This is a genomic window from Streptomyces sp. NPDC026538 (genome assembly GCF_055567535.1).
In genome coordinates, this window is the sequence record NZ_JBVHQG010000006.1 from 148,052 (window position 1) to 172,927 (window position 24,876).

The window sequence follows — 24,876 nt, forward strand, 5'->3', positions numbered from 1 at the left end:
CGCACTCCGACCGTTGTGGTGGCTTCTGCTCCGACGAGTGGTGAGGTGCCGTTGGTCGGGTACCCGGACACACGATCAGACGGTGGCAGGAGAAGGCCGATTGGTCGCAGCCCACGGCAATCCAGGGCCTTCGGCGAGCACGAACGGACGTCGAACGACCCAGGATCCGCCGCTATGCCGACGAAGGACAGGTGAGCACCCATGACCGCAGCGGGTTCCCCACGCACCGACAGTGGAGCACAGGAACCGGTCGGCGACCTGGTCCAACGTGCCTCGCAGCAGTTGTCGCAGCTGGTCCGCGACGAAATGCGCCTGGCACAGGCGGAAATGGCCCAGAAGGGCAAACGGTTCGGCAAGGGCGGCGGGTTGCTCGGCGGCGCCGGCCTGATGGGTGTTCTCACTCTCCAGGCGCTGGTGGCCACCGTGATCGCCGCGCTCTCGCTTGTCATGGATGTGTGGGCGGCGGCGCTGGTCGTCACCGCCGTCTTGGCCGCCGTCACCGCGCTGACGGCGGCTCGTGGCAAGCGGCAGATCAGTAAGGCATCCCCGCCGACGCCGGAACAGACCATCGACAGCGTCAAGGCCGACGTAGCCGAAATCAAGGAGAGGGCACAGCGATGACCCAGGACAAGCCGCACACGGGCGATGAGGCGACGCCCTCCACAGAGCAACTGCGTCAGCAGGTCGAGGCGACCCGCGAGGAACTCGGCGAGACCGTCGCGGCGCTCACGGCCAAGGTCGATGTCAAGGCCCGCGCCCAGGAGAAGGCGGACGCCGTCAGGCAGCAGGTCGAGAAGAAGAAGACACAGGCCGAGGCCCAACTGCGGGACAAGGCGGCACACGTGATCCACGTGGTGCAGGACAGGACCCCGGAGCCGGTGCGTGCCAAGGCCGCCGCCGCCACGGAACAGGTTCGCGTCAAGGCAACTCATGCCGGTCAGCTCGCGTGGGAGAAGACCCCGGAGCCGGTACGCGAGAAGGCCGGCCAGGGCCTGCGGGCGGCATGGGCCAACCGCGCCCCGCTGTTCGTGGCGGTCGGCGCGTTCATCACGCTGCTGCTCGTCCGCCGTTCCAGGAAGCAGCGATGAAAGCGAGCAAGATCGCTTACAGACCACTCGGCACGGCCATGGGCGCCCTCGGCGGCATGCTGGCCGGTGCGGCGTTCAAGCAGGTCTGGAAACGGATCGGCCACGACGAGGACACCCCGAACGCCACCGACGAACACCGCACCTGGCCTGAGGTCCTGACCGCAGCCGCACTGCAGGGCGCGATCTTCGCCGGGGTCAAAGCCGCCGTCGACCGCGGCGGCGCAACCGCCATCCGCCGGCTGACCGGCAGTTGGCCCGGCTGACCACTCCCGTCGGCGTCCCCCCGCAGCGTCCGGTGCCGGGCGGGCGGTCGGCTCCGTGAGCCATCGGGGGCCCTGCCATGATGAGGAAGCGGTGAACCCGATGGGCTCCGTATTCACTGTTCGGGGGTCTTCCGACCGCGGCGAATCGAGCCGAGCAGCCACGGGCGGGGTGTCAGGACGCGGCGGGGACCACCGTATCGAGGCCGCGTGACGCGACGAGCTGTGCACTGCCGTCGGCCAGGCGGTAACACAGGCCCACGACGGCGGCCTGGCCGGCAGCGACCTTCTCGGCGAGTACCCGGGAGCGGTCCAGCAGCAGGTCGACGGTATGCCTTATGTGCTCGGCGAGGATCTCCTCGGGCTCGACCTGTCCGGCGGCTCGCGCTGCCAGCACGCTGGGGGTCACCCGCTCGACGACGTCCCGGATGTATCCGGCCGGTGCGATGCCGTTCTCCAGGGCAGCGCACGCCGCGCCGACCGCGCCGCACGAGTCGTGGCCGAGGACCACGACCAGCGGGCAGCCCAGCACGTCCACGCCGTACTCGATGCTTCCCAGCACCTCCGGCCCCATGACGTGGCCGGCGGTGCGCACCACGAACAGGTCGCCAAGGCCGCGGTCGAAGATGATCTCGGCGGCCAGCCGGGAGTCGGAGCACCCGAACAGCACGGCGAAGGGCTGCTGGGACGGTGCGATCTCGGCACGGCGGGCGGCGTCCTGGTTCGGGTGCACGGGGGCGCTCGTGACGAAGCGCTGGTTACCGGCCAGCAGCAGCTCGAAGGCGTCGCGGGGCGCCGGGGTCTGGATCTCGGTCATGGTCGTAGCCTAGGACCTGGCATCAGCAGTCGCACGGCCTGGTCCTGCCGGAAGCCTCGGGCGAAAGGTGCTCCCGTGTCCTCCGCCTCAGGGAGCGGCGACGAACGGCGGTTCTCCCCAGTCGGCGGTCAGGGCCTGCCGCAGCGCCTCGACGGCCGGCCGGCCGATCCGCTCGGCGAGCACCGCCTCGATGATCCCTATGGTGGCCTGGGCCCGCTCGTGGACACGCCGTCCGTCGTCCGTCGTACGGATCAGCACCCGGCGCGCGGACTCGGGGTCGGGGATCTGTTTCAGCAGCCCCATGCCGATCAGGCTGTGGACCGCCTGATGAGCTGTCTGGCGGGTGACGCCGATCCGGCGCGCCAACTCGGAGACGGTCGTGCCCTCCTCGTCGAGCATGGCGAAGACGGAGGCCTGGGCGGTGGTCACCGGCTGCTCTCCGGCCGCCTCCATGCTCGCGAAGAGCGCGTCCTCGAACCAGCGCCTGGCTTCGGAGAACAGCTGCGGGACGTTGGCTGACCGATGACTCATGGCTCCTCGAATGGTCGGCGACGAGTCGGATTATCCACTCCGTCTCCCACCCGGCGCGCACACCGGTCGCCCACACGGGAAGGGGCCCGGACGGTCAGCCGACGCTGCGTGCGGCAAAGTCGAGGGTCGTGGTGAAACACCGTTCCACTTCTTCCTCCGCGATACCCAGCCACAGATGGGCGGCACCGGGCACCGGCAGGTGCTCCGCGCGGGCGCCCGCCTCCCTCAGCGCGGTGACGAGGCGCTCGCTCTGGGCGTAGGGCACGAGCGCGTCCTCGGTGCCGTGCAGGACGAGGAAGGGCGGCGCCTGCGATGACACGTACCGGACCGGGCTGGCCTCCCGGGCACGTGCCGGTACCTCGGTGGGCGCGCCTCCGATCAGCTGTGCTTCGGGGGTGCCCGGGTCGGCCGGGTCGAAGGCGCCCGGGGGCTGGTCCTCGGCCAGGCGGGTCAGGTCGGTCGGTGCGTACCAGGTGACGCAGCCCCGTACGACGAGCCCCTCGACCCGGTCACCTGCCGTGAGGGCGGCGAGGGCCGCCAGGTGCCCGCCGGCCGACTCGCCCCACAGGACGGTGCGGGTCGTGTCCACGCAGAGGTCGGCGGACCTGGTGTGGAGCCAGGTCAGCGCGGTGTGGAGGTCATGGAGCTGACCGGGATGGGTGACCTCGCCGCTCAGGCGGTAGTCGGGCGATGCGACGGCGAACCCGGCGCGCACCAGGCGGGCGAAGGGGCTGGGGGCCCAGCCGCGGAAGCGGGGACCGAGGTCGTCGCGCAGCCCCGTGCGCCAGGCGCCGCCGTGCACGAAGACGACGACCGGCACCGGCTCGGTTACCTCGGCCGGCAGCCACAGGTCCATCTCCAGTGGCCGGCTGCCTTCGGGCATGTCGTACACCGCGGCGCGCAGCAGCCTTACTCCGGCGTTCGTGAGTGCGGCCGGGGGAAGGGGCAGGGTCGCCGGGTCGTACGGTGGCATCCCGCCGACGGGGAAGGGCGTTTTCGCCGAGAGCACTGAGGGTCTCCTATCCGGGCCGGTGGGCGAGGCGGGGCAGCAACGTCCGGGCGTTGGCGGTGGTGAGGGTCGGCCAGGTGGTGTCGGCCACCGGGGCGGGCTCGGAGCGGAAGGACTCGGCGTGGGCCTGGGCCGCGGGTGCCGGAGTCCAGCAGTAGTCGCTGCCGTAGAGGAGTTGTTCGGGTTCGACCAGGCCGAGCAGGGCGGGGACCTGGCGGGGGAAGGCGGGGCCGGCCAGGTCGTAGTGGAGCCGCCGCAGTTGGGTGACGGCGTCCGGTGTGTCCGGCCCGGCTCCCATGAACAGGTTCATGAAAGCGTTGACTCGATCGGCCAGTACGGGCAGCGCGCCGCCGCAGTGCGGCACGATCACCTTCAGTTCCGGGTGTCGTGCCAGCGTCCCGGCGCACAGCAGATCCGTCACGGTCCGGGCGGTGTCGAAGATGAACTCCACCATGGGGCGGGGGCGGCCGAGTGCGGACCGCTTCCAGCAGACCGGTGAGGTGGGGTGCAGGAAGACCACCGCCCGGCGGCGCGCGAGTTCGGCGAAGACCGGTTCCAGGCGTTCGTCCCCGAGGTACACGCCGTGGGTGTTCGTCTCCAGGACGACGCCGTCCGCGCCGAGTTCGTCGAAGGCGTGGGCGATCTCCGTCAGGCTGCCCTCGACGTCGGGCAGGGGCAGCGAGGCGAACAGGCCGAAGCGGTCCGGGTGGGCGTGCACGACGCGGGCGCCGTCCTCGTTGACCTCCCGGGCGAGGGCGCGGGCGGCCTCGGTGTCGCCGAAGTACACCCCCGGTGAGGACACGGACAGCACGGCGGTGTCGATGCCGCTGCGATCCATGAGCTCCAGGTGCGCCTCGGCCGACCAGGCCGGCCAGGCGGGCATCCCGTCGGGCAGCTCGTGGCCGGCCGCGCGGGCCTGGCGGACGTAGGAGTCCGTGACGAAGTGCGCGTGGACGTCGATGAGCCGGGCGCCGTCAGTCTGTGTGTTCATGAGCGGGGTCCTCGTGGGATGGGGAGCCGGCAGGGGTGGATCGGCGGGTCGTGCCGGTGCCGTCCAGCTGGGTGCGGACCACTGATGCCGTGCGCTCCCCGGCGACGATGCCGGCCAGGCCGGTGAGCCCCAGCAGGGGCGGGGCGGGCGAGCGGATGTCCATGGCCCAGTAGACGGCTCCGATGAGCAGCCCGGCGGCGAAGGAGAGTGCGGCGGCTCGCAGGAAGGCGACCGGCTTGGCCGAAGCGGCTTTCACAGGGCCGCCAGCAGCGCCTGGCCGGCCAGCATGCCGAGGAGTCCGCAGAGGGCGATGGGCGGCGGTGCGGGGGACTTCACTCGCAGCACGGAGTACACCGCTCCCACCAGCACGCCCGCCAGGAGAGCCTTGACGTAGGGCACGGCGGTCAGTTCCCGGTGCGCCATTCGTGCCCGGGCAGGAAGCGTACGTCGTACTCCTTGGGCACGGTGGCGAACTTGGTCGGCTCGGGGATGAACGGCCGTGCGGGCAGGGTGATTTCGTCGGTGGGGGTGCCCATGGCTTCGAAGAACCGCTCGAAGTTCCCGCTGCCGGGTCCGGCGGCCACCCCGACGATCTGGGAGTGGTGGCGTTCCATGCGGTAGGAGTGCGGGCAGTTCTTCGGCACGAACCCGAAGTCGCCGGGGGTGAGCAGCTTCTCGTACTGCTCGCCCTCCTGGTCCTCCACGAACAGCCGTACCGCCCCGTGGGTGATGTAGAAGACCTCGTAGGTGTCGGCGTGGGTGTGCGCTGGGATGATGTCGCCCTTGGGGCCGTCGCAGGTGAAGAAGTTGAAGGTGTTCTCGGTCTGTTCGCCGCCTGCGTAGATGGTGAACAGGTCGCCGAACAGGTGCGCCCGGTCCCCCATCCCCTTCTCGATGAAGTAGGGCTTGCCGGGGTCCGGCGCGATGAACGAGCGGGAGCGGTACCTGGTGGCGTACTCGATGGTCATGACGGACCTCCGGTCTCTCTCTGATTCTCTCTCTGTCGCAAGCTATGTCAGGTTACCTGACATCGAGGAAATGGGAAGTCCTCCGCCCCGGAATCCGAGGACGCGCCCGCCCTGCGGACCCCACCGCCTCGATGAAACGCGCCCCCGAGAACGGTGACGGGCACCTCTTCGCACCAAGGCCAAGGTGCGGCTTGGGCGCGCCCTCCGGTCCCCGGCGCAGGTCAGCCTGTCGTGTCGCGCAACGGGTCGTGGGCCTGCGGGGTAGTGCCCCGCTTCCCACTTCGCGCAGGAACGCCCGGTCGACGCGGCCGGTCCGCATGATCGGTCCGCATGAGACGGGACAGGCGGGTTACACGTGGGTCGTGCTGAGAACCGGAATGATCGCGATGGTCGTGGGCGCCGCCATCGCAGTGGCCGCCGTGGCCGTGCTGGTGTCGCCCTGGTGGTGGATCGCGGCGGTGCCGCTGGCCGTACTCGGTGCGATCGGTGTGTGGGATCTGACACAGCGGCGGCACTCGGTGCTGCGCAACTATCCGGTGATCGGGCACGCCCGCTTCCTGCTGGAGCGCATTCGTCCCGAGTTGCAGCAGTACTTCGTCGAGCGGAACTTCGACGGGCGGCCCTTCGACCGGGACGTCCGCAGCATCGTCTACGAACGGGCCAAGGGCACCGCCGCGGAAGAGCCATTCGGCACCGAACGCGACGTGTACCAGGCGGGTTACGAGTACCTGGTTCCCTCGATGGCTCCGTGCCCGGTGCCCGAGCACCCGCCGCGCGTGCGGATCGGGGGCCCGGACTGCACCCGGCCGTACGACATGGCCCTGCTGAACGTCTCCGCGATGAGCTTCGGCTCGCTCTCCGCCAATGCCGTCCTGGCGCTCAACCAGGGGGCCGCGGCGGGCGGTTTCGCGCACGACACCGGTGAGGGCGGGCTGTCGGAGTACCACCTGCGTCCGGGTGGTGACCTGGTCTGGGAGATCGGCACCGGCTACTTCGGCTGCCGGACCCGGGACGGGGACTTCGATGCCGGGGAGTTCGCCGAGAAGGCGTCGGCCGAGAGCGTCAGGTGTGTGTCGCTGAAGCTGTCCCAGGGTGCCAAACCCGGCATCGGCGGTGTACTGCCCGGGGCCAAGGTGAACGCGGAGATCGCCCGGGTGCGGGACGTCCCCGCAGGACAGACGGTCATCTCCCCGCCTTACCACCGGGTGTTCTCCACGCCTCGTGAACTCGTCCGCTTCATCGCGCGGATGCGGGAACTGTCCGGCGGCAAGCCGGCCGGTTTCAAGCTGTGCCCCGGTTCACGACGCCAGTTCCTCGCCGTGTGCAAGGCGATGATCGAGGAAGGCACCGCACCCGACTTCATCATCGTCGACGGCGGGGAGGGCGGCACAGGTGCCGCGCCGCTCGAATTCGCCGACCACATCGGCACACCACTGACCGAGGGCCTGATGACCGTGCACAACGCCCTGGTCGGAGCGGGCCTGCGGGAGCAGATCCGGATCGGCGCCAGCGGCAAGATCGCCACCGGGACGGACCTCGTCAAACGCCTGATCCAGGGCGCCGACTACGGCAACGCGGCGCGCGCCATGATGTTCGCGGTCGGCTGCATCCAGGCCCAGCGCTGCCACACCAACACCTGTCCCGTGGGCGTCACCACCCAGGATCCGCGGCGCGCCCGCGCGCTCGACGTCGGCGACAAGGCCGCGCGGGTGCGCCGCCTTCAGGAGGCCACCGTCGGCAGCGCACTGCAGATCATGGCCTCCATGGGTGTCACCGACCCAGCACAGCTCCACCCGCACATGCTGCGGCACCGCATCGACGCGCAGACCGTGCGCTCCTACGACGTGCTGTACGAGTGGCTGTCCCCCGGACAACTGCTGGTCGAGCCGCCCGCCGACTGGGCGGCCGACTGGAAGGCCGCCGATCCCGATCACTTCACCATCTGACCAGTCACCACTTCACTGTCCGACCTGGAGGAATCCGTGGCACGAACCGTCGCCCGCGTCATCGTGGACGCCTTGAGCGAACTCGGCGTCCGTCAGGTGTTCGGCGTCGTGGGAGACGCGCTCAACCCCCTCACCGACGCCATCCGCGCCACGGACGACGTGGAGTGGGTGGGCTGCCGTCACGAGGAGGCGGCCGCCTTCGCCGCGAGCGCCCAGTCCCAGCTGACCGACCGTCTGGGCGTGTGCATGGGCACGGTCGGCCCCGGTTCCGTGCACCTCCTCAACGGCCTCTACGACGCGGCCAAGAGCCGTACGCCCGTACTGGCCATCGCCGGTCAGGTCCCCCTGTCCGAGCTGGGCAGCGACGCCTTCCAGGAGGTCGACAACGACCTGCTCTTCCGTGACGTGGCGGTCTTCCGCGCCACCGTCACCGACCCCGACCAACTGCCGCAACTCCTTGAGACGGCGGTGCGCAACGCCCTGGGCCACAAGGGCGTCGCGGTCCTCACCGTGCCGGGCGACATCGGCGACCGGGAACTGCACGCCGACCGTCCGGCCCGCTTCTCCCTCACCACACCCACCACCCGCCCCGAGGCGTCCGCCGTACGCCGGGCCGCCGATCTCCTCGACCACGCGGAGCGGATAACCCTGCTGGTCGGGCAGGGCGCCCGCGCCGCCCGCGAGGACGTCCTCGCGCTGGCGGACCGCCTCGCGGCACCGATGGTGCTGACGTTGAAGGCCAAGGAGGGCTTCGAGGGCGACAATCCCTTCCAGGTCGGCCAGACCGGTCTGATCGGCAACCCCGCGGCGGCCGGGGCCATGCAGTCCGCGGACACCCTGCTCCTGCTGGGCACCGACTTCCCCTACCGGGACTGGTATCCCCAGGGGCGCACGGTCATCCAGGTCGACACCGAACCGGAGCACATCGGACGCCGCGTCCCGGTGGACCTCGGCCTCGTCGGCGATGCGGGTGCCACTGTGCGAGACCTGCTCGACCACCTGACCGCCGGACCGGCCCGGGCGGGCGGCGCACGCGACCGCGGGCACCTGGAGGAGGCACGGAAACGCTTCCTGAGCTGGCGCGAGGGCCAGGCACGTCTCGCCGACCCCGCGCACGACAAGGGTCTGGTCGGCAAAGTCCGCTCCGCGCTGGACAACCGCGAGCACGACATCCGCCCAGAGGCCCTGGCCGCCGCCGTGGACCGCAGCGCCGACGACGACGCGATCTTCACCTCCGACACCGGAATGGCCACCGTCTGGCTCTCACGATTCGTCGAGATGCGCGGGACACGTCGGCTTCTGGGCTCGTACAACCTGGGCTCCATGGCCAACGCCATGCCGCAGGCACTCGGCGCTCAGTACCTGGACCGCGACCGCCAGGTCGTCGCCTTCTGCGGCGACGGCGGCCTCAGCATGCTCCTCGGCGACCTCATCACCCTCAAGTCCTGCCGGCTGCCGGTCAAACTCGTCGTCTTCGACAACCGCCGCCTCGGCATGGTCAAGCTGGAACAGGAACAAGCCGGGCTCTCCGAGTTCGGGACCGTCCTGGACAACCCCGACTTCGCCGCCGTCGCCACCGCCATCGGTATCACCGGCATCCGCGTCACCGACCCCGCCGACCTCGAGGACGCCGTGCAACGCGCCTTCGCCACCCCCGGCCCCGTCCTGCTCGACGTACTCACCAACCCGGACGAGATCGCCGTCCCCGCCAAACCCACCGTCGAACAGGGCTGGGGCTTCGCCGTGGCCAAGGTGAAGGAACTGCTGCGCAGCAGCGGCGACGAAACCCACCACTGACCACTCGTACCGTTGCACGTGGCTTGCCTTTGGGACGACACCCGCGTTGGCAGATGAAGTTGTACGGCCATACGCGGGAACGGTGAGATCGATGGCCGGGCCCACTCCGACCACGACGTCGTGAAGTCCCTACGCCGCGCCCGCTCAGCGCCGCCCAGGCCGCGTTCCCACTCCGCTCCGGCAGCGGTCGGTACGCCTGCTCGTCAGGCCATGCTGGTAGGGCCCGGCCGTATGGACGGCCGGGCCCTACAAGGGAGTACTCGGAAGCGGGGTCAGGTCACCATCGGTACCAGCGGCCGCGACCGCCGCCGGCGTCGGTGGAGCGCATGACGAAGCCGAGCAGCCACAGCACCAGAACGGCGACCGCCACCCACCACAGGACCTTGACGGCGAAACCCGCGCCGAAAAGAATCAGCGCCAGAAGAAGAACAAGCAGCAAGGGAACCATGGTTATCAACCTCCTGAGCCGCCGGATGCCCCGTATCCCCTCCTTCACTCTCTGGCCGCGCCTTGTTTATGCAGGGAAAGCCGGGGCACCAGTGATCTACCGCGAAAATGGCACCCACGCTACGAGGAGGCGCATTCCATGACTGCCGGCGAGAAGGCCAAGGCGAAGACCGAACAGGCCGAGGGCAAGGTCAAGAAGGCTGCGGGTAGCGCCGTTGGCAACGAGCGCATGGCTGCCGAAGGACAGGTGGAGAAGAGCACGGGCGACGCCCGCGAAGCCAAGGAAAAGGCCAAGGACGCGTTCAAGCACTGACGCCGCTACCTTTCCTTTTACGCAAAGGGCCGTCCCGCGTATGAGCGGGACGGCCCTTTGCCGCATTACCAGAACTCCTGCGGTCAGATCTGGGCGGCTGTGCCGCTGCCGGGGGCGCAGGGCTTCGGCGTAGTCGGCGGGCGTCCGTTCTGTAATCACTTGGGATGACGAGCGGGAGAGCGGGCGGTCTCTGCTCCCGTCTGTCGCGCCCGGGAGCCCTTGCGTCTCTCCCCCCTCCCGCACCGTCGGGTGGAGCGAGCCGACTGCGCTAGGAGATGGTCCCGTGCGTGACTGAAGAGGCAGGAACAGATGCGGACGACGCTTGTGCATGGGCTGAGCGACTGGGTTGGGCGTTCGGGCTCATCTCGGAGGATCCGGTTGCGAGAGGTGCAGCGCTCGTCCATCTGGCCGAGGCCCGGAGAAAGGTCACGGACGCGCTCGACCGGTCCAACGAGATGTGGCTGCTGACGCGGCCTTTGGGAGCGGACGAGCAGTACCGGGAGCCGGCCTTTCGACAGGCACTCCAGAGGCATTGGCAAGCCCAGAGGCGTTCGCTGCCTGACGGGGTGTGGAATGGCCCTGTGGGCGGGGATCTGGCGAGGTGGCCGGGGCTGCCCTATGCGTTGCTCTTCCTGGAGTGGGAGGCGAGGTACCCGCTGGAGTGGACGCAGCATGCGAAGGCGTGGGGTACGAAGGAGACCCTGATCCGTATGGTGGCCCGTGCTCCCCAGGAGGAGGCGATCAAGGCGAAGCTCACCGACCTGGTCGAGCTTGTCGTCCACCGGGCGTATCGCTGCAAGGATCGCGAATACGTGCGGGTGGCCCGGGCTGTCGACAGCGCTGACCTACGGGGCAGGCTCGATCGGGCAGCCGAGTCCCGGGCCGACCTCGACGACGACGTCGTCCGGGCGGATCTCGGCGGGATCCGAGGGTTCTGGCCCCGGCCCCTCAACTGCTGTGCGGCACACCGCCGACATAAGCGAACGGCTGGAGGAACTGCGGCTCACGCTCGCCAAGGGGCCGTGCGTGGACGCATTCATCCGCGGGGGCACGGTGCTGACGCCCGACCTGAGGAGCGGTGCACCCGGAGGAACTGGCCGACGCACCGGGCTTCGCCGACATCGCCGCACCGGTCCTGCTCAGTACGGGCACCGGCGGGTCGGGCGGACCGCGACGTGGTCACGGCTGGGGACAGCACTCGCGAGCCGGCAACCGCAGCAGGGATCGGGGAACTCCCGCTTCCGCTCGCGGGTTTCGTCAGGTGTGAGCGGGTCGGCAAGGCGGAACGGTCAGGCGATCCCGGTGCCGCGCAGCAGCAGCAACGCCACGTCCACCCCCGCCACGGCAACGGCTGCCGCGAAGGCCGCCCGCTGCCGGCGGCGTCCCAGCACCGTCCCCGCCCCCGTGACCAGTCCGGCCGCCGCGAGCGCGGCCACTCCCCATCTGCCGGGGCCTCCGGCGGGCCCCAGCGCCAGAACAGCGGTCGCGGTCACCAGCGGAACCGGCAGGAGCAGCCGCGCGCCGTCCGGGCCCAGCCGGTGCGGCCATCCCCGTACGCCCGTCGCCAGATCCCCGCGGATATCCGGCAGCACATCGCCCAGATGGGCTCCGACCCCCAGAAGCGCCCCGGCGGTGACGACCCACCAGGCCGGCCAAGGCTGTCCTGGGAGCCCCAGCGCCACGAACGCCGGGAGCGCGGCGAAACCCAGCGCGTACGGCGCCCAGGACCACGCGGTCGCCTTGAGTCGCAGGTCGTACGCCCACGCCGCCGCCACCCCGGCCAGGTGGACGGCGCCCGCCCACAAGCCGCAGGCGAACGAAAGCGGCACGCACAGCGCCAGCGCGGCATACGCGGCCACCCACACCTCCGCCACACCGACCGCGCCGTCGACGACGGGTTTGCCACGGCGGCCGGAGGCGATGTCCCGGCGCGCGTCGAACGCGTCGTTGCACCAGCCGACGGACAACTGCCCGCTCAGAACTGCGGCTGCGGTCAGGACACAACGCGCGGCGCCCTGGCCGGCGGTCACGGCCAGCACCGCCATCAAGCCCGTGACCGCCACGACAGGCCCGGGATGGCACGCCCCGGCCAGGCCACCCACCCGGCCGGCCCAACCCCCGGCCGCGCCGCCGGCCGTCGACTGTTCAGGAGTACCCACCCGGCCGATCGTAGGCGCCCCGGCCCCACCCGGCTGGAGCACGCGCCCCGGGACGAACGGCCGGACGGGCGATCCGTGGTGTCGAAGCCGCGGTCCGGGGAAGACGTGCAGAGCAACTCACCCCAGTCGATAGCCGGACGGGAACCATATGACGCGGATCGCCGCCGTTCACGGGGCCCTCGCACCGCACCGTCGCACCCAGTCCGAGATCACCGACATGGTGGCCCGCATCTGTCTCCCCGAGGGCACCGACCGCCGGGTCCTGGACCGGCTGCACCGCAGCACGAAGGTCCGCTCGCGCCATATGACGCTGCCGCTGGAACGGTATGGGGAACTGGACGGATTCGGGGCCGCCAACAACGTCTTCATCGCCGCCGCCACCGACCTGGGCGCCAAGGCCGTCCGGGACGCGCTGCACACAGCCGGTCTGTCCGCCGCCGACGTGGACCTGCTGATCTTCACCTCCGTCACCGGTATCGCCGTCCCCTCGATCGACGCACGCCTGGTCGGCCGCCTCGGACTGCGGCCGGACGTCAAACGGCTGCCCCTGTTCGGTCTGGGCTGCGCCGGCGGCGCTGCAGGGCTGGCCCGTATGCACGACTACCTGCTGGGCCGGCCCGACCACGTGGCGGTACTGCTGTCCGTCGAACTGTGCTCGCTCACCTTCCAGCGCGACGACGCCTCCATGGCCAACCTGGTCGCCACCGGACTGTTCGGCGACGGCGCCGCCGCCGTCGTCGCGTGCGGCGCGAACCGTCCGGGCCGCCCGGACGAGACCGCCGGCCCGACGATCGTGGACACCCGCAGCCACCTGTATCCGGACACCGGGCGCGTCATGGGCTGGGACATCAAGGACTCCGGCTTCCAGGTCGTCCTCGACCCGCGGGTCCCCGACGTCGTACGCCGCTACCTCGCCGATGACGTCGAGGGGTTCCTCGGCGACCACGGCCTGAAGCCGAAGGACGTGACCGCCTGGGTGTGCCACCCCGGCGGCCCCAAGGTCCTGCAGGCCGTCACCGAGGCCCTCGACCTGCCCGAGGAGGCCCTCGACGTGACCTGGCGTCACCTGGCCGACGTGGGCAACCTGTCCTCGTCATCGGTGCTCCACGTACTGCGCGACACCCTGGCCGAACGCCGCCCGCCGCCGGGCACTCCGGGTGTGCTGCTGGCGATGGGGCCCGGCTTCGCCTGCGAACTCGTCCTGCTGCGCTGGTCGTCGAACCCTCGAAGGACCCGGGACACATGATCTGGTACGGACTGCTGGTGGCCGCCGTTGCCGCCGAGCGCGTCGCCGAACTCGTCGTCGCCCGCCGTAACGAGCGATGGAGCACCGCCCGCGGCGGGACCGTGTCCGGCCAGGGCCACTACCCGGCCATGGTCGCCCTCCACACCGCTCTGCTGGTCGCCTGTCCGGCCGAGGTGTGGCTGGCCGGCCGCCCCTTCGTACCCGCCCTGGCCTGGCCGATGCTGGCCGCGCTGGCGGCCGCCCAGGCACTGCGCTGGTGGTGCATCGCAACCCTGGGACCCCGTTGGAACACCCGGGTGATCGTGGTACCCGGCCTGCCACTGGTGACGAGTGGCCCCTACCGGTGGCGGTGGCTGCGGCATCCGAACTACGCGGCCGTCGTCGTTGAGGGCGTGGCCCTGCCGCTCGTCCATACCGCCTGGGTCACCGCAGCCGTGTTCTCGGCCCTCAACGCTGCCCTGCTCACTGTGCGCATCCGATGCGAGGACCGGGCGCTCGCCGCCGCCACGACCACGACCGCTCCGGCGTGATCGACGTACTGGTGGCCGGCGGCGGGCCCGCCGGTCTGGCCGCCGCCATCCACGCCGCGCTCGTCGGCCTGGAGGCCGTCGTCGTCGAACCCCGGACCTCGCCCGTCGACAAGGCCTGCGGAGAGGGCGTCATGCCGGGCGGTGTCGCCGCGCTGCGGGCCCTGGGCGTCGAGGTCACCGGCCGCGAACTGCGCGGCATCCGTTACGTGGACGGCGCCTCCCGCGCCGAAGCGTCCTTCCGTGGCCGCAGTGGGCTGGGGATCCGCCGTACCACGCTGCACTCCGCACTGCACCAGCGCGCTCTCGGCCTCGGCGTGCGGATGCTGCCGGGCAAGGTCGGCGAGGTGCACCAGAGCGCAGACACCGTCACCGCCGCCGGAATCACGGCCCGTTGGCTGATCGCCGCCGACGGCCTGCACTCGCCGGTGCGCCGCAGCCTGGGGCTGGAACTGCCGGGCCGCCCCCACGGCCGCTACGGACTGCGCCGGCACTACCGCGTTGAGCCGTGGTCGGATTTCGTGGAGGTCCACTGGGCCCGGCACGGCGAGGCCTACGTGACACCGGTCGGCGACGACCTGGTGGGCGTCGCCGTCCTCAGCCGCAGCCGTCGCGGCTACGACGATCACCTGGCCGGTTTCCCGGCCCTCACCGCGTCGCTGCGCGGGCCGGCCGCGACGGAGGTACGCGGCGCCGGACCACTGCTCCAGCGGGTTCGGCGCAGAGTGGCCGGACGTGTCCTGCTCGTCGGCGATGCCGCGGGCTACCTGGATGCCCTCACCGGCGAGGGCATCGCCCTCGCACTGGCGACGGCAGGGGCCGCCGTCCGCTGCCTGGCCGCCGGGCGACCGGGCCCGTACGAGCGCGCCTGGGTACAGCTGACCCGGCGCCACCGGCTACTGACCGGGGCCCTGCTGGCCGCGAGCCGCCGTCCCAGCACCGCCCGCCTCATCGTCCCCGCAGCGTCCCGGATGCCGCCGGTGTTCTCAGCCGCGGTCCACGCACTGCAGTAGTGGCCCGACCCCCACCCCGAAGGTGAACGAAGCCAACCGTACGCGTCCCCGCGCCGGCGGAGGTCGGGACCGGCATGTGGGAGCTGCACCTCAGCAGGTGCGCAGGGTGCTCATCGACTTGGCGCCAGCGGAGCCCGGGGGCGAAGGCGGTCCCAGCCATCAGCCCTTCCCGAAGTGTGCCGTGGGGAAGGCGGCCGCCGCTCTGAGGGTCGCGGAGAAGCCGCCGGCCAGTTCGGGTGAGCCGGGTGGTGGCGGCCGGTCCGAGGTGGTCGTACGGGGCGGCGTCGAGGCGGTCGGTGAGTACCTCGGCCTCGCCGCGCAGGGTCGCCCCCGCCTGCGTGAGATTCCCCGCCTCGGCCAGCAGACCGCGCTCGCGCAACCGCTGCCGGGCGACTTCCCATTGCCGCGCGGACCACCCGCGGGTCCGCATGAACAGCGCCGATGTCGGTGCCGTTCCGGTGGCGTCGTGCAGGACCAACGCCTCGATGCCGGACAGGCCGGCGATCGCCAGGGCGGCGAGGTAGTGCGCTTTACCTGCGCTCCCCCGGGCCGGATTCGCAGGACCGGATCACGGCGGCCACCTGCGTCGGCGGACCGTGGTCGGCGCATGTCCGCCGCCTTCGCGCTGGGACTTGTGCCAGCGCAGCCGTTCCCGGCGAAGACGGCGTCGTAACAGGTTTCTCCTGATCCGCTTGCCGCATGCGGTGCCTGCGACCAGGATCAGCAGCGACGCGAGAAGTGCGGCCATGACCGCCTGCGCCGTGCATGCCATGGGCAGACCAGCCCAGGACAAGCCGTAGGCGATCACTGCCGAACACGTCGAGCCCACGCTCAGCACCAGCACGAACCGGCTCGTCGGATCAGGAACCGACTGCCCCTTGGCGGCCCATTGCTTGAGGCCTTCAGCGAACCAGAAGCCCACCAACACCACTGCTTCGAGCGCTGACAGCAACACGGCCAGGCCAAGGTCCGCAAGCAACTCCATGTTCGCCATGTTCGGGCAGGCGGACCGTCGCCCGCCTGAGTACGGCTACTCAGTGCCGAGGGCCTGCGGACCGGGGCAGTCCCGCACGCGGGTCACGGTCACCGAGGGAGGCTTGGTGGCACCGCCGAAACTTCCTCGTGGGTCGTGGGGCGGACCGCAGGCATGCCGAGCGTGACTCGGCTCGTACGGCGGCGTTGGTCAGGCCGGTGGCGGCCAGGGAATTGATCAGACCTTGAAGAGAGGACCGAGGGAGGACGGCTCCCCCCATCTCGCGTCGCGGAGGAGGCTCAGTCGAGACAGAACTCGTTGCCCTCGATGTCCTGCATCAGGATGCACGACTCGTTGTCGTCATCGGCAAGCAGCGTTCGTACGTGTACCGCACCCAGCGCAACCAGCCGTGCGCATTCTGCCTCCAGGGTGGCGAGGCGCTCTTCACCCACGAGTCCGGTGCCGGCCCGCACGTCGAGATGCACCCGATTCTTGACGGTCTTCCCTTCGGGAACGCGCTGGAAGAGCAGGCGCGGGCCCGTGCCCGAGGGATCACTACATGCGAAGTAGGTGACCTGTTCCTCAGGCGGCAGCGAGCGATGGTAGTCCTCCCAAGTGGCGAAGCCCTTCGGGATCGGCGGTACGACGTACCCCAACACCTCACACCAAAAGCCGGCAAGGCGCGCAGGTTCCGCGCAGTCGAAGGTGACTTGGAACTGTTTGATCGATGACATCGGCGCACCATAACAGCGGGGAATCTGTTGCTCATCTCCCGGACCGGATCGGCATGTTGTCGGGCCCCGGATCTTGCCGAGGCAGCGTCGGGAAGTTCCTCGTCAATGAGGCAGGTCATCGCCCGGTGGGTCGAAAGGTGGCGCTGTCCGTGCTTCGGTTGCCGATCCGTTGACGACACCATTGACCGATGAATCTCTTCGTTCCCGGCGGTCTCTATGTCCCAAGAACGAAACAGAGAGTGCGAGTGATGAGTGTTTTTGTCTTGCTCCCCGGGGCCGGGGGTGCGGCCTGGTACTGGCATCGGGTGGTGCCCGAGTTGCACGCCAGGGGGCATGTCGCGGTTGCTGTCGAACTGCCCGGCGCCGACGAGTCCGCAGGGCTGCCCGAGTACGCCGACGCGGTGGTTGCTGCGATCGGCGGCCACGACGACGTTGTGTTGGTGGCCCAGTCGATGGGCGGGTTCACCGCCCCGATGGTCTGCGCTCGCGTGCCGGTGAATCTGTTGGTTCTGGTCAACGCGATGATCCCACTCCCGGGCGAGACGCCGGCACAGTGGTGGGACAACACCGGATCGCCGGCGGCCCGCGTCACAGCAGCCGAGGCAGGCGGATACAGCCCGGAGTTCGACCTGTCCACCTACTTCCTGCACGACGTGCCGACCGAGGTCGCCGCCGCCGGCGCGGCACACAACCGGCCCGAGGCCGACGTCGCGTTCGATCAGCCTTGCGGCATCGAACGATGGCCGGACGTGGCCACTCGCGTGATTGCCGCAACCGAGGACCGGTTCTTCCCGCTGGAGTTCCAGCGCCGAGTGGCCCGCGATCGTCTCGGGATCAAGGCCGACGAGGTCCCAGGCGGCCACCTGGTTGCGCTGTCACGCCCGGTCGACCTGGCCGACCGACTGGTCGCGTATCTGCGCTGAGGGCGGCGGGACCATCCCCGCCTGGCACGTGAGGTGTGGACACTGATCGAAGCTGGTGTTGCCTCCGCAGCAGACGGGTGCATCGGCCGCCACGCCCCGGCAGCAGGATCACACTCTGTGGCTGGAGTACTGACTACTCCAGCCACAGAACGGGTTCTGCGGTGTAAAGGTCCCCGCGCACACGGCCTGAGGGTCTTCGGGCTTACACGGACGCGGGAAAGCCGAACCGCTTGACGAGCCCCGGATCCCCGAACGCGTTGATTCTCGCGATGCCCGTCGACGTCACGGTGAGCACGAGGATGCCGTAGGCCTGGCCATTGAGGTAGCCGATCGCCGCGGGCTGGCCGTTCGCGCTGGTCGGCAGCATCCGCCAGGTGCCCGGCGAACCCATGACCTGCTTGACGAGGTAGGGCACACACGTGGCGCAGCCGGAGAACCAGGTGCGCCATGGCGTCGCCTCGACCCTGGCATCAGTACGCAGCAGTTTTTCAAGGGCTGCGCCATCGGCCTCCTCGATGGCCTCGATGTAGTGAGCGAGTACGGTACTCAGCTTGCCCGGCTCGGCTGTCTGCTCGACGTCAGGCGGCTCCTGTGCCAGGCGCGCACGCGCACGCTGCAGCGTGCTCTTGACCGCTGCCGTGCTGGTGCCCATCACCTGTGCGACGTCCGACGCCGGCCACGCCAGTACGTCCCGCAGGACGAACACCGCCCGCTGACGGCCCGGCAGCTTCTGGAGCGTGGCGATCAGCGCGATCCTCAGGCTGTCGCGCGCCGCCGTGATCACCGCGGGATCAAGCATGGAATCGGGAATGGGCTGGACCCAATTCGCTTCCGCAGCCTTCGGCGGAATCACGGGGTCCTTGGCGGGTGCGCCCAGGCCGGAGGGCAAAAACCGCCTGCTGCGGTGGGACAACGCGGAGAGGCATGTGTTCGTGGCGATCTGGTAGAGCCAGCTGCGCACCGACGACCTGCCCTGGAATGACTCATACGAGCGCCAGGCACGCAGGTAGGTCTCCTGGACCATGTCCTCGGCGTCGTCCACCGATCCGAGCATGCGGTAGCAGTGCGCCAGCAGCTCGCGCCGGTAGGCTTCCGTGTCCGCTGCGAAATCTCCCATCCCGGTCAGATCTGCGGAGCGTAGGTGAGCGTGACCACGCCCGTCGCACTCGGTGTGGCGGCCACGAACTGCATCGAGCGCGGCAGCGCACTGTCGAAGAGCCGGGTTCCCTCACCGACGACCAGTGGATGGACGCCGAGGTTCAGCTCGTCGATCAGGTTGTGCTGCAGCAGGGTTCGCATCAGCGTGAAGCTGGCGTACATGACGATGTCGCCACCGGGCTCCTGCTTGAGCTTCGCAACCGTCTGTGCCGCTTCACCGGTAAGGGCGGTGGCGTTCCAGGGCAACGGGCCGTGCAGCGTCCTGGTCACGACGAGCTTGGGGATGGCGTTCATCGCCTCGGCATACTGCCCGGTATTGCCTGACCAGGCCTTCTCGATGATCTCGTAGGTCGCCCGCCCGAGCAGGAAGGTGTCGCTCGCCAAGAGGGCGTCAGTGGCGTGCCGGCGTGAGGCGTCGTCGAAGTAGTCAAGCGCCCAGCCGCCACGTTCGATCTCACCGAATCCGCCCGGGTCCTGGGCCACGCCGTCAAGCGTGACGAATGCCCCCGCAATGAGCTTCCGCATGATGGTCTCCGTTTTCCGTTCTCAGGGTTGGACGTTCCGGCTCTCGGATATGAGGACTCGAGTCGGCTCCGAAAGGAATCGGTCCGCGTGTCAGGACCGTCGGTACGCTCCCCGCCTGGGGCGCAGACAGTGATCTCCAGACCTGCGCGGCCCGGTGTGACGAGCGGTGGCTGTCTCCTCGGATCCCGGCCTTCTGGATGCGCGGCCCGCGCGTGCCGGCATCCAGGTCGGGCCCAGGGCCCGAATGCATGATTCCGTGACATCTGTCACAGGGGCTCCGGGACCTAGGGGTGCCGGATAGTAGACGCGGCTCTGTCGACATATAGGATTTGTCCGGCTTGGGGTGCGCGTACGTCGCGCCTGGATTCACGGCTCTCCGCCCGCGAGCCGCCTTTATCCGTTCTGCGCACACGCAGGGATTTGACGGGTCGACAGAATTCCGTGAAGGCCCCGGAAACCGGACCAGCGCGCCCCACTCCCACGACAGGGGCCTCCCGAGTCTACGAAGCGAGCTAGTACAGAGGCCCTTTGCGCTCCCTGTGAAGGCGTCCTAACAATGACGACCCGCAGGACGCCGCCGCAGCTCAGGAGCGGGTTACCCATGGGTAAACATCGTAAGAACACGCATTACCGGCGAATAGTCATCGCCGCCGTCGCCGTGGGCGCCGTGGGCATCCCGTCCGCCGCCATGGCCTGTACCGACTGGCCCGCCGGCGGCGGACACCGGTCCGAGGCCGCCGAGAGCAGCGCGACGAAGGACTCGTGGACCAAGAAGGACTGGTGGCACGACGCGAACTGGGGCCGCCCCTGGAACGCCGACCAGGCCGGCAAGCCCTCATGGACGGCGTCGGCGACGCCGAGCGCCACGAGGACTCCTCACGCCTCTGCGAGTGCCCGGAAGACCACCGCACCGAGGCCGAAGGCCACAGCGTCCCGGCACACCGCGCGGACCACCGCCCCCGCCCCCAGGCCCAGCACCACCGCGCCGCCCAGCACCCGGAAAACCACCACCGCCGCTTCCGCGGCCCCCAAGCCGTCGAGCACCCCGAAGGCCACCGCCACGGCGTCCGGAGTCGTCGCTCGCATCGTGCAACTCGTCAATGCCGAGCGCGGCAAGGTCGGCTGTTCCGCCCTGACCCTGAACACGACCCTCTCCAAGGTCGCACAGGCACACAGTGAGGACATGGCGCGTCACCAGAACATGTCGCACACCGGGTCCGACGGCTCCTCCCCCGGAGACCGGATCACCAGTGCCGGGTACACCTGGAGCGCCTACGGCGAGAACGTGGCCTACGGCTACGCCACTCCCGAGCAGGTCATGGCGGCCTGGATGGGCAGCCCCGGCCACAAGGCCAACATCCTCAACTGCACGTTCAAGGAGATCGGCGTCGGTCTCGCACAGCCCGACAGCTACTGGACCCAGGACTTCGGCACCGCGCGCTGAGCGGGTGCCGCCTGCTGTCGAGGTGAGCGCGAGGCGCTGGTCAGCGTGCCGGCCATGATGAAGGGACGGGCGGCGGCCGAGCGGACGATCGCGGGGACGAACCCGCGTACAGACCGGCGACCGGGTTGAAACCGCACAACGTCCGCAGGATGTCGGCCGTCCGGCGGGGCTGTCGGTGATCTGTAGGCGATGTGTCGGGGGCTGCTGGAACCGTGGGCGTCGAGCTGCCCTGCAAGGCAGTTGCAGCCGCCTTCAACAGCAAGGGAGCCCCGCCGCCATGTCGTCCACGTCCTCCATCCTGCCCTGGGATGTCCAACGGCCGCCGCGTGCCGATGGCAGTGTCTTCCTGGTCACCGGTGGCAACGCCGGAATCGGGTACTTCGTCGCGGAGCAGCTGTCCGCAGTCGGAGCCACTGTCGTACTGGGCAGCCGGAGTCCCGCGAAGGCCGAAGCCGCCACGGCCTCGATCCGCTCGCGTGTTCCTGGCGCGCGGGTTCAGGCCGTACGGCTGGACCTCGCCGACCTCTCGTCGCTCAGAACAGCGGTGGAATCACTGGATGTGGAATGCCTCGACGCGGTCGTCCACAACGCCGGCGTCGCGCTCGACGACCCGCCGCGCCGGGAGACCGGGGACGGTCACGAGCTCATGTTCGGCACGAACCACCTCGGGCACTTCGCACTGACGCACTGGCTGATGCCGCTGTTGTCGGCCTCACCGGCGGCCCGCATCGTGACCATGGGCAGCTTCGCGGCGAAGTCCGAGCGGCTCGACCTCGACGACCTGCAGTCCCGGAAGGACTACCAGCCCAAGCGCACCTACGGACGCTCCAAGCTGGCGCAGATGTACTTCGGCCTCGAACTCGACCGCCACCTGCGCGCGGTCGACAGCACGGTCGCGAGCGTGGTGGTCCATCCCGGCGGGGCGCTGGATTCCCTGACCCCGTCACGGCCGCCAGTCCACGTGAGGACTGCCGGTGCGCGGCTCCGCGGGGCACCAGCCGCCCTCGTCGTCCAGGGCAAGCACGCCGGCGCATGGCCCGCGGTCCGAGCGGTGCTCGACCCGACCGTGCGCGGAGGACAGCTGTGGGGACCGCGCGTCTTCAGCCTGCGGGGCAAGCCCCGACGTGAACCGGTGTGGAACCACCTCGCCGACACCTCCGTCGCGGCGCGGTTGTGGGACGCGAGCTGTGACCTGACCGGCGTCGACCTCGGCGTCCTCCCCGGATAGCCCCGGGCGCGCGCTGCCTTCTGGTTGGCGCCCGCAGGAAAAGTGCAGGTCAAATGGGGTGAGCGAGCCCCGACGGACGCCGCGGACGCGGGCCGCGTCACCGGCCCCGCACTCGACAGCAAGTCACCCGAATGGCGCAACATGACGTGCCACCCACATGGGTGAAGATCAAACTGACTAGTGCCCCAACCGAGGCAATCCGTGAAAGGGAAACCACATGCGCATTCGACGAATCCTCGCCGCCGTCATCGCCACGGCAGCCCTCGCCGGACTCGGCCTCACAGGCGCCGCCACCGCCACCGCCGCTGCACAGGGTGCCCGGTCCTACGTCACCCCTTCTCAGTGCAAGCAGGGCGGTGGAACGCCCGCGATCAATGAGGCGGGCAACTACTGCAAGGGCGGTACGCACGACGGGGAGCAGGTCGACTAGACCCCACGAGGCGCCCCGCAGCCACGCGCCGCGGGGCGCCCCCGCGCCGGCGCAGCCGGGAGAGTCGCAGGGACTGTGCCGACCCGTCGGGCACGCCAGGTCCGAGTCGGCCCGAAGCACGCGGCGGGCGGGAGCTCCCGAACGCCGTCGCGCGCGAGCGCAGCGAGCTGCAAAGGTTTGCGCTGTCGACGAGTTGGGAGCCCGCGTCGGTCAAGGGGTGCTGAGACTGGTGGTGTACACGTCCGTACGGTTCTGTGGTGCGCCGGAGTGGGTCTCGGTGAGCACGGCCCGTACTCCCTTGTCGTCTGCCGCCAGGCCTTGGTAGTCGCCGAGGAAGTAGCCCCCGGAGAACGGCGCCTGCAGCCAGTCGAAGACCCGCGAGATCCGTCGTTCGGTCCGGAGCTTCGGGTTTCCGTGCTGCAGCGTGGCCAGTTGGTAGGCGGTGGGCAGGGTGGTTGTGTTGCCGGGCTTGAGGAAGCGCAGGTCATAGTAAGTGAGAGCGACCGTGCCCCGCTCGGCGACCGCGATCGACGGTGAGAAGGCCGGAACGCCCTTGGGGCTGATCAGTTCCGGGGTCCCCCAGGTGCGTCCGCCGTCGGTGGACCGCACAAGCTGGACCGAGTCGAACTTTCCACCCGAGAAGTCCGAGCCCTCGTAGGCCATGTACAGCGTGCCTGTCTTGGGGTCGACGGCGGGGCTCGGCAGGGTGGCCGCGGCGCGCAGCAGTTTGGTGGGGTCGTTCGGGTCGACCTCCGGTACGGAGGTGTCCCGGGCGACGGTGACCGGGGCGCTCCAGGTCTTTCCGGCGTCGGTCGAGGTGACCATCTCGTAGCGGGCTTCGACGACGGTGGTCAGGTCGTCGGCGTAGGTGATCCGGTCGAAGAAGTCGTACAGGGTGCCGGTGCACCGGTCGGCGACGATGAGATGGCCGATGGTCTGGGTGTTGGGCACCGTGCTGGTGTGGACGAACGGGCGGGCCTTGCTCCAGGTGCGGCCGCCGTCGCGGGTGAGGGAGATGTAGCCGGGACCGTCGAGGGAGCTGGGGCCGGGTGGGTCGTTGTCGAGGCGGTTCCAGACCTGGTAGGCGGTGCCCTTGCGGATCGGGTCGGCGGTGAGTGAGGGCTTGTCGTTGAAGAACGGCTGCTCGTCGACGTGCGTGGTGGTGAGGTTCCGCCAAGTGCGGCCGCCGTCGCGGGACGTGACTGCCAGGAGGGCGCTGCGCGTGCTCTTCGTGAAGTCGACGCCCTCCCCGCCGGCGTAGACCGTGCCGTCCGGTCCGGTGCTCACCCAGGGGTCGGAGGCCCGTTCGTAGTCCGCGCCGCCCGGGGCGCACAGGCTGAACGGCAGCGTGCTCTGGTGGAAGGTGTGGCCGTCCGTGGTCCAGCCGGCCGCCAGGCCACGGGCGCCGCCGTCGTTCCAGCGGTCCTGCTGGAACACGGTGACCACGCGCTTGGGGTCGCGCGGATCGACGGACAGGTACGGCTCGACCTCGGTGGCCGGGTAGACGATGCTGTCGGGGGACCTCGCTCCGATGGTGCACTTCGCGTACGGGTCGCCGTGGGACACCTTGACCAGTGGTGTGTCGTCGCGGTTCCGGTCTGCCGCGGCGGGAGTCGCGCCGGTGACCGTGACGAGCAGGAGCCCGGCGGTGGTGACGGCGGTCAGGGGCAGGAAGACGCGCATGCGGGATCTCCTCCGGGCCTGTCGGTCGGGTACGGGACCGCAGTCATCGGGGCGGCCTGGGGCGCGGAGGCGTACCGGAGCGTGAGGGTGGGGCGACTCCGCTTGGTCCTTTTCGGCGTTGCAGCCGGTGCCCTTGATGGGCCGAACGACGGAGTCGTCCCGGGGGTCGTCGAGGAGCACGGCGGAGCCGACCGGCGGGAGCACCGTGCCGGTCGGCTCGTTGGTCGTGCTGTTACGGCGCCGTCTCGTAGGTCTCCGGAGAGGGCCGTTGGCCGCCTGCCGGTTGGCGATGCCGGCGGGGTCGGCCTCGTCTCGGACAGGTCGGAGCGGGTTGACCTGCTGGACCTCTTCCGCGGTGGGGACGAGTCAGGGCATCGCCGAAGGGCCGCCTCAATGCGGACAGCGGCGCGATCAGCGGCCGCGCCAGGAGGAAGACTCCGTTGGCTCCATCACCGTCGGCGCATCCAGGCTCGAGGCCGGCGCAACTGCTGGTTCCTCTGCGCCTGTTCAGGACCTGCAGAGTGTCAACAACGCTCGTGATCAATACAGCTGGGAAGTCCTGGGAAATACGAATCAATACAGCCAGGAAAGGCGAACGACCTCGTCGGTCACTGTATGACGACACGGCCGAGACCGTTCAGGACGGCGGCGAGCGCGGTGTTCAGG

28 protein-coding genes are annotated in these 24,876 nt (G+C 70.0%); 13 read left to right on the plus strand and 15 right to left on the minus strand.

Going from position 1 to position 24,876, the window contains the following annotated elements; translation table 11 throughout:
- The first annotated feature begins 201 nt into the window (after positions 1-201).
- Genes ACZ4N4_RS24450 through ACZ4N4_RS24460 form a run of 3 tightly spaced genes read left to right on the plus strand, consistent with a single transcriptional unit; the run spans position 202 to position 1,351 of the window.
- Positions 202-621: a phage holin family protein gene (locus ACZ4N4_RS24450; protein ID WP_467592071.1), complete on the plus strand. Its 420-nt coding sequence runs from the start codon at positions 202-204 to the stop codon at positions 619-621.
- Positions 618-1,088, plus strand: coding sequence for a DUF3618 domain-containing protein (locus tag ACZ4N4_RS24455; RefSeq protein ID WP_467592073.1), 471 nt, complete (start codon positions 618-620; stop codon positions 1,086-1,088). Before ACZ4N4_RS24450 ends, ACZ4N4_RS24455 begins: the two co-directional genes overlap by 4 nt.
- On the plus strand, positions 1,085-1,351 hold the full coding sequence (locus tag ACZ4N4_RS24460) for a DUF4235 domain-containing protein (protein WP_453574183.1): 267 nt from the start codon (positions 1,085-1,087) through the stop codon (positions 1,349-1,351). Before ACZ4N4_RS24455 ends, ACZ4N4_RS24460 begins: the two co-directional genes overlap by 4 nt.
- Before the next feature lie 172 nt (positions 1,352-1,523).
- Here the strand turns inward: ACZ4N4_RS24460 and ACZ4N4_RS24465 are convergent, their stop codons facing one another.
- The 7 genes from ACZ4N4_RS24465 to ACZ4N4_RS24495 all read right to left on the minus strand — a co-directional run bounded on the left by ACZ4N4_RS24465 (position 1,524) and on the right by ACZ4N4_RS24495 (position 5,664).
- On the minus strand, positions 1,524-2,165 hold the full coding sequence (locus ACZ4N4_RS24465) for a carbonic anhydrase (protein WP_467592075.1): 642 nt from the start codon (positions 2,163-2,165) through the stop codon (positions 1,524-1,526).
- A gap of 87 nt (positions 2,166-2,252) precedes the next feature.
- Complete coding sequence (locus tag ACZ4N4_RS24470) at positions 2,253-2,696, minus strand: MarR family winged helix-turn-helix transcriptional regulator (protein WP_467592077.1); 444 nt, start codon at positions 2,694-2,696, stop codon at positions 2,253-2,255.
- A 94-nt stretch (positions 2,697-2,790) separates the two neighbouring features.
- On the minus strand, positions 2,791-3,705 hold the full coding sequence (locus ACZ4N4_RS24475; RefSeq protein WP_467592079.1) for an alpha/beta hydrolase fold domain-containing protein: 915 nt from the start codon (positions 3,703-3,705) through the stop codon (positions 2,791-2,793).
- A 10-nt stretch (positions 3,706-3,715) separates the two neighbouring features.
- Entirely contained in the window at positions 3,716-4,696 is a 981-nt protein-coding gene (locus tag ACZ4N4_RS24480) for an amidohydrolase family protein (protein ID WP_467592081.1), read from the minus strand.
- Positions 4,680-4,952 (minus strand): DUF1427 family protein, encoded by a 273-nt coding sequence (locus tag ACZ4N4_RS24485; protein ID WP_467592083.1) that lies wholly within the window; start codon positions 4,950-4,952, stop codon positions 4,680-4,682. The genes ACZ4N4_RS24480 and ACZ4N4_RS24485 overlap by 17 nt, the downstream gene beginning before the upstream one ends.
- A complete protein-coding gene (locus tag ACZ4N4_RS24490; protein WP_467592085.1) occupies positions 4,949-5,119 on the minus strand; it encodes a DUF1427 family protein in 171 nt (56 codons plus the stop codon). The genes ACZ4N4_RS24485 and ACZ4N4_RS24490 overlap by 4 nt, the downstream gene beginning before the upstream one ends.
- A complete protein-coding gene (locus tag ACZ4N4_RS24495) occupies positions 5,101-5,664 on the minus strand; it encodes a quercetin 2,3-dioxygenase (RefSeq protein WP_467592087.1) in 564 nt (187 codons plus the stop codon). The genes ACZ4N4_RS24490 and ACZ4N4_RS24495 overlap by 19 nt, the downstream gene beginning before the upstream one ends.
- A gap of 377 nt (positions 5,665-6,041) precedes the next feature.
- Here ACZ4N4_RS24495 and ACZ4N4_RS24500 point away from each other — a divergent pair, with 377 nt between their 5' ends.
- Together ACZ4N4_RS24500 and ACZ4N4_RS24505 are read left to right on the plus strand one after the other, a co-directional pair.
- Positions 6,042-7,610, plus strand: coding sequence for an FMN-binding glutamate synthase family protein (locus ACZ4N4_RS24500; RefSeq protein ID WP_467592812.1), 1,569 nt, complete (start codon positions 6,042-6,044; stop codon positions 7,608-7,610).
- A 36-nt stretch (positions 7,611-7,646) separates the two neighbouring features.
- Positions 7,647-9,407 (plus strand): thiamine pyrophosphate-dependent enzyme, encoded by a 1,761-nt coding sequence (locus ACZ4N4_RS24505; protein ID WP_467592089.1) that lies wholly within the window; start codon positions 7,647-7,649, stop codon positions 9,405-9,407.
- Between the two features lie 277 nt (positions 9,408-9,684).
- On the opposite strand, the gene ACZ4N4_RS24510 is transcribed toward ACZ4N4_RS24505, so the two are convergent.
- Complete coding sequence (locus ACZ4N4_RS24510) at positions 9,685-9,855, minus strand: hydrophobic protein (protein WP_453574200.1); 171 nt, start codon at positions 9,853-9,855, stop codon at positions 9,685-9,687.
- A 138-nt stretch (positions 9,856-9,993) separates the two neighbouring features.
- Between ACZ4N4_RS24510 and ACZ4N4_RS24515 the strand changes: the two genes are divergently transcribed.
- The gene (locus ACZ4N4_RS24515) at positions 9,994-10,167 is read left to right on the plus strand and encodes a CsbD family protein (protein ID WP_453574202.1); all 174 of its coding nucleotides are present in this window, start codon (positions 9,994-9,996) and stop codon (positions 10,165-10,167) included.
- Positions 10,168-11,456: 1,289 nt separating this feature from the next.
- Here ACZ4N4_RS24515 and ACZ4N4_RS24520 read toward each other — a convergent pair.
- Entirely contained in the window at positions 11,457-12,326 is an 870-nt protein-coding gene (locus ACZ4N4_RS24520) for a UbiA family prenyltransferase (RefSeq protein ID WP_467592092.1), read from the minus strand.
- Between the two features lie 148 nt (positions 12,327-12,474).
- Here ACZ4N4_RS24520 and ACZ4N4_RS24525 point away from each other — a divergent pair, with 148 nt between their 5' ends.
- From ACZ4N4_RS24525 to ACZ4N4_RS24535, 3 genes are read left to right on the plus strand one after another with little or no spacing between them, the layout of a single operon-like run.
- Entirely contained in the window at positions 12,475-13,572 is a 1,098-nt protein-coding gene (locus ACZ4N4_RS24525; protein WP_467592094.1) for a type III polyketide synthase, read from the plus strand.
- Complete coding sequence (locus ACZ4N4_RS24530) at positions 13,569-14,102, plus strand: isoprenylcysteine carboxyl methyltransferase family protein (RefSeq protein WP_467592096.1); 534 nt, start codon at positions 13,569-13,571, stop codon at positions 14,100-14,102. Before ACZ4N4_RS24525 ends, ACZ4N4_RS24530 begins: the two co-directional genes overlap by 4 nt.
- Entirely contained in the window at positions 14,099-15,112 is a 1,014-nt protein-coding gene (locus tag ACZ4N4_RS24535; RefSeq protein WP_453574211.1) for an NAD(P)/FAD-dependent oxidoreductase, read from the plus strand. Before ACZ4N4_RS24530 ends, ACZ4N4_RS24535 begins: the two co-directional genes overlap by 4 nt.
- Here the strand turns inward: ACZ4N4_RS24535 and ACZ4N4_RS24540 are convergent.
- From ACZ4N4_RS24540 to ACZ4N4_RS24550, 3 genes are all read right to left on the minus strand, one after another.
- Positions 15,048-15,590 carry a helix-turn-helix domain-containing protein gene (locus ACZ4N4_RS24540; protein WP_467592098.1) on the minus strand — a complete coding sequence of 181 codons (543 nt, stop codon included), beginning with the start codon at positions 15,588-15,590 and terminating at the stop codon, positions 15,048-15,050. The two genes, ACZ4N4_RS24535 and ACZ4N4_RS24540, sit on opposite strands and share 65 nt — an antisense overlap.
- A gap of 90 nt (positions 15,591-15,680) precedes the next feature.
- Complete coding sequence (locus ACZ4N4_RS24545; protein WP_467592100.1) at positions 15,681-16,097, minus strand: DUF6234 family protein; 417 nt, start codon at positions 16,095-16,097, stop codon at positions 15,681-15,683.
- Positions 16,098-16,384: 287 nt separating this feature from the next.
- The gene (locus tag ACZ4N4_RS24550; protein WP_453574215.1) at positions 16,385-16,819 is read right to left on the minus strand and encodes a VOC family protein; all 435 of its coding nucleotides are present in this window, start codon (positions 16,817-16,819) and stop codon (positions 16,385-16,387) included.
- Between the two features lie 248 nt (positions 16,820-17,067).
- Here ACZ4N4_RS24550 and ACZ4N4_RS24555 point away from each other — a divergent pair, with 248 nt between their 5' ends.
- Positions 17,068-17,742 carry an alpha/beta fold hydrolase gene (locus ACZ4N4_RS24555; RefSeq protein WP_467592102.1) on the plus strand — a complete coding sequence of 225 codons (675 nt, stop codon included), beginning with the start codon at positions 17,068-17,070 and terminating at the stop codon, positions 17,740-17,742.
- Positions 17,743-17,944: 202 nt separating this feature from the next.
- Here the strand turns inward: ACZ4N4_RS24555 and ACZ4N4_RS24560 are convergent, their stop codons facing one another.
- Together ACZ4N4_RS24560 and ACZ4N4_RS24565 are read right to left on the minus strand one after the other, a co-directional pair.
- A complete protein-coding gene (locus tag ACZ4N4_RS24560) occupies positions 17,945-18,859 on the minus strand; it encodes an RNA polymerase subunit sigma-70 (protein WP_467592104.1) in 915 nt (304 codons plus the stop codon).
- Between the two features lie 5 nt (positions 18,860-18,864).
- Positions 18,865-19,425 carry a dihydrofolate reductase family protein gene (locus tag ACZ4N4_RS24565; protein ID WP_467592106.1) on the minus strand — a complete coding sequence of 187 codons (561 nt, stop codon included), beginning with the start codon at positions 19,423-19,425 and terminating at the stop codon, positions 18,865-18,867.
- Between the two features lie 601 nt (positions 19,426-20,026).
- On the opposite strand from ACZ4N4_RS24565, the gene ACZ4N4_RS24570 reads away from it, so the two are divergent.
- The 3 genes from ACZ4N4_RS24570 to ACZ4N4_RS24580 all read left to right on the plus strand — a co-directional run bounded on the left by ACZ4N4_RS24570 (position 20,027) and on the right by ACZ4N4_RS24580 (position 22,527).
- A complete protein-coding gene (locus tag ACZ4N4_RS24570) occupies positions 20,027-20,869 on the plus strand; it encodes a CAP domain-containing protein (protein WP_467592108.1) in 843 nt (280 codons plus the stop codon).
- 277 nt (positions 20,870-21,146) lie between these two features.
- Positions 21,147-22,097 (plus strand): SDR family NAD(P)-dependent oxidoreductase, encoded by a 951-nt coding sequence (locus ACZ4N4_RS24575; RefSeq protein WP_467592110.1) that lies wholly within the window; start codon positions 21,147-21,149, stop codon positions 22,095-22,097.
- 217 nt (positions 22,098-22,314) lie between these two features.
- Complete coding sequence (locus ACZ4N4_RS24580; protein ID WP_453574227.1) at positions 22,315-22,527, plus strand: hypothetical protein; 213 nt, start codon at positions 22,315-22,317, stop codon at positions 22,525-22,527.
- Positions 22,528-22,737: 210 nt separating this feature from the next.
- On the opposite strand, the gene ACZ4N4_RS24585 is transcribed toward ACZ4N4_RS24580, so the two are convergent.
- Positions 22,738-24,210 (minus strand): sialidase family protein, encoded by a 1,473-nt coding sequence (locus ACZ4N4_RS24585; RefSeq protein WP_467592113.1) that lies wholly within the window; start codon positions 24,208-24,210, stop codon positions 22,738-22,740.
- Between the last annotated feature and the right edge of the window lie 666 nt (positions 24,211-24,876).